Origin of the sequence: Rheinheimera soli (assembly GCF_031457405.1) — a bacterium.
GTDB classification, from domain to species: domain Bacteria; phylum Pseudomonadota; class Gammaproteobacteria; order Enterobacterales; family Alteromonadaceae; genus Pararheinheimera; species Pararheinheimera soli_A.
The window spans coordinates 41,432-49,269 of the sequence record NZ_JAVDWR010000024.1; the positions used below are offsets into that span (position 1 = coordinate 41,432).

Annotated in this window: 7 protein-coding genes; 1 reads left to right on the plus strand and 6 read right to left on the minus strand. The window is 43.9% G+C overall.

From position 1 onward, the window contains the following. Positions 1–258 precede the first annotated feature (258 nt). Positions 259–1,563 carry an alkaline phosphatase gene (locus J2W69_RS19290; protein ID WP_310281568.1) on the plus strand — a complete coding sequence of 435 codons (1,305 nt, stop codon included), beginning with the start codon at positions 259–261 and terminating at the stop codon, positions 1,561–1,563. A gap of 135 nt (positions 1,564–1,698) precedes the next feature. Here the strand turns inward: J2W69_RS19290 and J2W69_RS19295 are convergent, their stop codons facing one another. The 6 genes from J2W69_RS19295 to J2W69_RS19320 form a co-directional block, all read right to left on the minus strand. Then, entirely contained in the window at positions 1,699–4,512 is a 2,814-nt protein-coding gene (locus J2W69_RS19295; protein WP_310281570.1) for a TonB-dependent receptor, read from the minus strand. Positions 4,513–5,066: 554 nt separating this feature from the next. Next, on the minus strand, positions 5,067–5,564 hold the full coding sequence (locus J2W69_RS19300) for a chalcone isomerase family protein (RefSeq protein ID WP_310281572.1): 498 nt from the start codon (positions 5,562–5,564) through the stop codon (positions 5,067–5,069). After that, positions 5,557–6,036 (minus strand): DUF2878 domain-containing protein, encoded by a 480-nt coding sequence (locus J2W69_RS19305; RefSeq protein WP_310281574.1) that lies wholly within the window; start codon positions 6,034–6,036, stop codon positions 5,557–5,559. The genes J2W69_RS19300 and J2W69_RS19305 overlap by 8 nt, the downstream gene beginning before the upstream one ends. Next, positions 6,033–6,776, minus strand: a complete 744-nt coding sequence (locus J2W69_RS19310) for an SDR family NAD(P)-dependent oxidoreductase (RefSeq protein WP_310281576.1) — start codon at positions 6,774–6,776, stop codon at positions 6,033–6,035. The genes J2W69_RS19305 and J2W69_RS19310 overlap by 4 nt, the downstream gene beginning before the upstream one ends. Before the next feature lie 59 nt (positions 6,777–6,835). Then, positions 6,836–7,009, minus strand: a complete 174-nt coding sequence (locus J2W69_RS19315; protein WP_310281578.1) for a hypothetical protein — start codon at positions 7,007–7,009, stop codon at positions 6,836–6,838. A gap of 191 nt (positions 7,010–7,200) precedes the next feature. Then, the gene (locus J2W69_RS19320; RefSeq protein ID WP_310281580.1) at positions 7,201–7,662 is read right to left on the minus strand and encodes a hypothetical protein; all 462 of its coding nucleotides are present in this window, start codon (positions 7,660–7,662) and stop codon (positions 7,201–7,203) included. Positions 7,663–7,838: the final 176 nt, after the last annotated feature.

Genomic DNA, 7,838 nt, shown 5'->3' on the forward strand with positions numbered 1-7,838 from the left:
ACTTCTTAACCTCGTTAACTACACGGCTGTTAGATAAGGTGTAGCAGCTTTAGTTCCATTCTTACTCTAAGCCATGGGTGATCAGCTCTGCAACACTTATATCCGAAGTTTTGTTTTAGCACCTGTCAGTCCTGCTTTTAGGGCTGTTGGTCGCACTTTTTGCATTTACAGTTTTGTCATAAATTGGTCACTGACGTAAGATAACCTTACCTACTGACTTTGGTATTATCAGATTTTTGCCAGCTACAGAGCCTTCTTATGTTAAAAAAACTTAGTTTAATCAGTATCGCTTGCCTTGCTTGTGCTTCGACTACTGCAATTGCCGCACCAAAAAACATTATTTATATGATAGGTGACGGTATGGGACCTGCTTATTTAGCTGCTTATCGTTATTACATGGATAACCCGGACACCAAAGTAGTGGAATCCACCGTATTTGATGAGTTATGGGTGGGTAACGCCAGCACTTATCCTGACGACGATACCGTTGTGACAGACTCAGCAGCGGCGGCTACAGCTTTATCCAGCACACACAAAACTTACAACGGCGCTATAGCGGTAGACCACGACCATAAGTCGCTGACTACTATGATGGAAATAGCCAAAGCCAAGGGCATGCAAACTGGTGTGGTCGTTACAGCACAGATTAACCACGCCACCCCTGCCGGTTTTTTGGCGCATGATCCCAGCCGAAACAACTATAACCAGATTGCAGATGACTACATCGACAATAAAGTAGATGGACGCATTGTGGCTGATTTAATGCTTGGTGGTGGTACCAGCTATTTTATCCGTGAAGACCGCAACTTGGTGGAAGAGTTTAAACAAGCGGGTTACCAGTACACAGACAGCTGGACAGAGTTGAAAGCGCTGAACAAATTACCGGTTTTAGGTTTGTTTGCACCTAAAGGTTTTGTCAGTGCTTTGGATAATCCGGAACCTTTGCCATTAAAACAAATGACAGAAAAAGCACTGGAGCTATTGTCCCCTGCTGAAAAAGGTTTTGTGGTGATGATTGAAGGCAGTCAGATTGACTGGTGTGGTCATGCCAATGATATCGCTTGTGCCATGGCTGAAATGCACGACTTTGCCGAGGCCATTAAAGTAGCAAAAGCTTATGTCGACACTCACCCTGATACTTTATTAGTGATCACAGCTGACCATGAAACCGGTGGTTTATCTTTAGGTGCCAATGGCAACTACAGCTGGAAACGGGATGTGGTTCAAAAGGTAAAACATACAGGTGACTATATCGCGGGCCAGTTGCTGGCACTAAAAGATGACAAAGTATTTTATCAGGCCTGGTTAGGTTTAACGGGTCTGGAGCTGAATGCCGATGAACAACAACTGTTGAGCAAAGCTCGTACTGAAGGGCAGAAAGCCTTAGCTGTTGCCGTAAAACAGCGTATAGACCACTATTCTTCCACGGGCTGGACCAGCAGCGGTCATACGGCAGCGGATGTGCCTGTCCTGGCTTATGGTGCTGATAAGCAGCAGTTTGCCGGTTTTCAGGACAATACAGACATTGCAGCCAAGTTAATCAAGTTTATTCAGCAGAAGTAGTGTTTTTCAATGGCCCAGCTAAAGCCTGAGGCAAACTAAAGATCAAACAAAAACCCCACTGCGTGCAGTGGGTTTTTTGTTTGTCAGGGGAACAGAGCTGGTACTTTCACTCTGCTCCCTTCACCTTTCTTCAGATTACATGAACTTGTAGTCCAGACCTAAATAGAAAGTGCGACCATAAACGTCAGTATAACGAGGGTCGAAACCGACCTGGTGACCAGCACCACCTGAACGTAACGATAATGGAGGAGCACGATCCGCCAGGTTATTAATACCAAAAGTCACACCCAGAGCATCCATAGCCTGGTACTTCGTCTGGTAATTAATAGTGGCATACGAAGGCACACTCAATTGAATGTCCACACCAGCACCATTCACAGAATCTAAACGCACATAGCGGGTAGATGCTGATTGGGCCTGATCCTGATATCCACTACGGTAATTCAGCGTTGCGCTGTGAGCAAAATCACCATGAGTTAAGGTGTTGATAAACTTAGCCACAGTTCTGAATACAACTTTATTGTCATCACCAAAACGACCTAAGCTGCTGATCCAATCGTCTGTAGTACCAGGACGAGTGTATTCGCTGTCTAATACATAAGTACCAGCTAAGGTCGTGCTTAAACGACCAAAAGATAAGTCATTGCCTATGGTTAAATCCCAGTCGATACCGGAATTCTTAGACTGACCCACGTTCACGCTTGCGAACACAATAGCCAGTTCTTCCTGACCAGTGGCTTTGTTTGTTTTAGTAGTAAACAAATCACGGTAACGTACCGGGTTTTCAACGATCTGAGACTCAGTGACTGAAGTCACCAGGTTAGTCAGTTCAATGTTCCAGTAGTCCATGCTGAAGCTGAAGTTATTGTCAGGTGCGTAGACAAAACCTAAAGTGTACTGCTTAGACTCTTCTGGTTTTAATCCAGGGTTACCCTGACTGAACGCTTCAAACTGCTGTGGAGATACGCTACATATTTCTGCCAGTGGATCAGTAGTACCAGCAAATGGGCAGGCATAAGCGCCGCTTGTTACACCAAATTCAACTTTAGGCTGACCCAAATCTAACATAGACGGAGCTTTGAAACCTGTGCCTGTTGAAGCACGCAGTAACAAGTCTTCTGTGGCGTTGTAACGCAGCGCCAGCTTGTAGGTAGTGTCATTCATTGAATCGTTTACTTTGTAGCTGCCTGGACCGGCAATACCATTTTCGTCATAAACGAAATCAGAAGTGACTTCACCTATGTTGTCATAACGAACAGCACCTGTCAGTTCCAGCTGTTCAAGCACTGGAACTATCACTTCGACAAAACCACCGTAGTTATCACGGCTTAAGTCATACTCTGAACCGATATTTGCGCCTAGCAGCAGATCCTGTTTGTTCGCATCAGCCAGAGAACTCACGTAGTTTGTGTTACGGAATTCAACACCAGTACCAATATACACATCACCTGCTGGTAATTCATACACCGGTGTTGAGGCCTTGATATCAAAGCCTTTTACTTCAGTGGTATCGTTACTCCAGTTACCGAAGTACTGAGAATTCTGCAGTGCCTTCAGACCTTCTGCACTGATTTTATCCGGAGTTTCAAACACATTCACCAGACCAGAACTTACTGCGTCCATGAACTTGTCATACACAGGGTAACCACCAGCGATGTTCTCGTCGGTGTCATTTTTTGAATAGGTAAAGGCTGCTGAGTAGTCGATTGTATCAATCACGCCTTCAATACCGCTGACGATATGAGTTGATTTAGTATTCCACTCTGTCGCACGGCCACCCAATGGTAATGCACGCCATTGTGCCTGTACAGAAGTCACTGAACCAACATGAGCTGGGTCAACATAAGGCATCACATATTGTTGAGCTAAAGCTGAATCGGCACCCAGTGTGAAGAAACCTGTAGCATTAGGTGCGATACGGGTGGTCTGAGAGAAATCAGAATACATCACATCAGCAAAGAACTTTGTATCATTGTTAATTGCAATGTCGGTGCCCAGCATCAGTGAGTCACGTTTACTTTCCGGCAAAATTTCTACTGTGGTTGTGTAGTCATACTGACATAAACCTGAAGATTCAAAGTTGTCTGGTGCACAAGCACCGTTTTGTTTCTCATAAGGGTTAAAGGCAGCTGAATTTACTGACCGACCTTCAGCATTAGTGTACACATAACGGGCGTTTGCAGGGATAGCGTTTGGCGAACCTGCAACATAATAATAATTTTTGTTATTTAAACTGAACGGGATAATACCTGATTTGGAAAAATCACGGTCTGTAGCTTTCAGCTGTTCCTGAGAATCGCGGCTGTAGGATAACAATACATTGTAACCATCAGCGTCAAAGTCACCTAAACCACCAGTGATTGAGAAATTATCGCTGGTGCCGTTTTTCTCTTGTGGCTTGTTGTAACGGGCTGAAAGATTTACACCCTGAGCGTCATCTTTAGTGATGAAGTTCACAACACCTGCAATAGCGTCAGAGCCGTACAAAGCAGATGCGCCGTCTGTCAGTACTTCAACACGCTCAATAGCAGCTAAAGGAATAGAGTTCAGATCGATAGTAGAACCTGAACCACGAGGCGCCATTCTGCGACCATTGATCAGGACAAGAGTGTATTCAGCACCCAGACCACGTAACGAAGCGGTTTTCATACCACCACCACCACCACCTACAGAATCGCCATCTGTAGTAAAACCCTGCATAGACGGAATGGACTGAATTAAGTCACCAGCTGTCGCCAGACCTGAACGGTCAATAGCGGCACGGTCAATAGTCTGAACCGGTAATGCACCTTCAAAATCAGTACGTTTGATACTTGAACCTGTAACCTGAATACGTTCAACACTATCAGTTTCCTTAGCCTGTACCGAACCGGAAAAAGTGACGCCTGACACAGCGCCAAAAGCTACTGCTAAACTAACTGCTTTTGACAACTTACTACTTACAAACATTTTTTCTCCCTGGGCCACTGCGTAGTGACTCTGTTTTTTACGGCAATCAACATTGGTGTTGACTGAAGTTACAACACGCCTGATTTGGGGCTATCCCAAAACGGCGGCGGATAATAAAGGTTATATTTTGCTGGGGTCAACCGCTTTTACAGAACAAAAGCCCGCGTTAATTGGCATCTGCCGCAAAAAACACAAGTGTTAAATTTATGATAAAAATCAACAACATGAGAAGCTGCATACAAAACAGACAAGCGATCCGTATTGTGAAGGGCATTAAAAAAAGCAGGAAAACATCTATCAAATTGTTTAATAAAGACAATTTAAAAAAAAGCTTTCACAAGGCCCTTTACTGGCAGATTAATAAACAAACAAAAACAAGAACATAGCCTTCCGGACTAAAAACCAGAAGTAAATAAAATGAAAAACAACATAAACTAAATTAGCGGATAAGAGATACTGCCTGAACAGATTTTCAGGCCAGCGCATCCAGGCTATAACGAGCTGTGGCTGGCGTTTTTTTGAGGGTATTTGTCGGCACAAACTCCAGCTTGATGTTAAAGTTGCAGCAATTGCTTTCTTAATTTAGGTGCCGATGTTTTATCGGACAACCAGATATCTAAAAAGGCCGGACCAAAAGCAGGATCTGTGACAGCACCCAATAGCTTTTCGTTAAAGTAAAACTGCACTGTGCCATCTGGCAATAACACACAACTTAACTGATCACCTTTTTTCACATCAGTCCAGAGTGTATCTAACTGACCAGCCCACTCTTTGTGTTGTACCGAAAGTTTGCCTTGCAAATGCTTCCACTGATCCATAGTGGCCTCTATAAAGTCATCTTTGCTTATTTTACGTTGATAGGTCAGTTTTAATACCAAAGGTGAGCTTTGCTGATAACCATTCCAGCTGCCATCTGCAGTATAAAGTTGCGCCTGATACAAATTCCAGAATAAATAACTGAACTGGCCCTGCCCCAGTAATTTGACATCGCCGGGAATAGCCTGCGCACTTAAACTGCAAAAAAAGGCCGTCATCAATAAAATCTTACGCATAAAATCTCCTGCTCCATCCGGATAACACACCAAAACAGGCCCAACACAACACCAGCGCTATGTAAGCTTCTGTTGTATGACTGACCTGCATCTGACCACTTAATGCAGCCCCGCCCAGATAAGCCATTGGACCAGATACAGCAGCAATAAGTGCCGCTAACCAGTACTTTTGCAAATAAACAGAAAACACCTGCACCACAACCAGACTAAACACCAGCCAGAGTACCAACATCCAGAGTGGCAACCAGGCAGCGCCGTTAAAACTCAAAACACCGCTGTACTGCAATACAGAATCGAGAGTTATACCCAGAGTGGCAAGAGCCAACCAGATTAACCGCTCAGATTGGCTGCAACGCCACAAAGACCAGAACACAAACAGCAATACCGGGATCACCAATAGGTTCTGGAACAGTACCAATGCAAACCAACTTAATTTAAAGCCTATTAAAACCGGCCAGTTTATTGCTGTCATGGTTGGCGCATCCCGGCTGCTACTTTACAGCGCAACGAATAAGGCAGCAGATTCAGTAAATGCAGGCTAAATACCAGACGTTTCGGAAACCGTATGCGCTGCTGCTTTGACCTAATACCCTGCCGGATGCGCTTGGCTGCGTCTTCAACCTGCAACAGAAAAGGCATTTTAAAGTCATTTTTTTGTGTTAAAGGCGTATCAACAAAACCAGGTTCAATCAGACAGACCCGAATGCCGGAATCCGTTAAATCCACCCTTAAGCTGTCTGCAAAATAGCTTAAGGCTGCTTTACTGGCGCCGTAAGCCTGGGCTTTGGTAAAAGGAAACAGATGGGCAAGGCTGCTAACCACAGCCAAAGTGCCTTCAGATGATTTCTGCAATAAAGGCATCAGCAATTTGACCGCTGCCACCTGGGCCTGGAAATTCAATGCAAAAGTACGATCGAAAACATCCAGAGGCAGATTGGCCGCATCAACATAATCGCAGCTGCCTGCATTGAGGATCACTAAATCCAGAGCCGGAATTTGTTGTGCAAGCTGTTCTATAGCAGCAGGCAACAACTCTGTGTCAGTTAAATCCAAAGGAAAAGCATGGATACTCTTGTGTTGTTGATGCAACTCGTTCAACGCATTAACTGAACGGGCTACAGCTATCACTTGCCAGCCAGCACCAGCATATTGGATAGCCAGCTCGCGACCTAAGCCTGAACTGGCACCTGTAATTAAGCAATAACGAGCCATATACACAAACTCCTGAATTGGATGCTTGTGTATACGTTCAGAAGCTGTTTTTGGATCCTTTAGTGCGACACAGCAAGCTGCGACTGATCAACAGCTTGTGTCTGACGGCTCAGGCTACGGATCAGCAGATAAAAGCCAGCCGATAAACACAGAGTGAATACAGCAGCCCAAATTAGCTTGTCCACCGAAGGGTTATAACAGAGGAAATACAGCAACTGAGCAATATTCAGCACAGCTATCGCATATTGTAGGCGCTGGCCAAAATTGCCCGCCCTTCCGGTTTGCCCTGACCGGTTCGACCGGAAAAGGCTGCTCACCCTGCTGGTGGTTTTGCTCACTTTAGATAAAAAAAGGACACCGGGTTATGGGTGTCCTTATATTCACTATTTAGGGGCAAAGGGCAAAACCTGTCACCGTTTTTTTCCTAACGAGATAATAAGTTAAGGAAATATTTATCTATTACATTAAACAGCTCTGAAACATTGGCGTTTTTAACCTTCTTTTTTAACAAACCAAAACTGTCAGCTGACATTTTTATTTCAGAAAAAACAGCTTCATATATTTCCTGCTCTCCTCCAGTAACAATTCGATCATATGATTCGTTACTAAATTTCAGATCAAAAGTATAATACCCATTGTAAATCACTGCTCCAGATAATGGGTTAACAAATTTTTGCACTTCCTTATATGAAGGTCGCTTTGCAATAGAAAATTTTTCGAACCCTGGCGGAGGTCTTTTTAAAATGATTCTCACACCAACAAAATCAATGCCAATACCAACTTTGGACTCCTCAATAAAATTTTCAAGATTTTTAAGCAGCGCAGATACAATAGGGAATTTGTCCTCAACACCCACATCCGTTTCAAATACAAATCTAAAAATCACTTTTCATCTCCTAATTTTGTTTCCAGGTGGAAGATGCCCATACTCGGCTAAATACCTATAAATCTTAATTTTTTCACTAATTAACCTGAGATCGGTTTAACGAGCCATGACTGTAATCGCATTAAACTCCGCGTTTGTGATATTCAGTTGTGGCTTGGCATCCTTCAATTGATAGG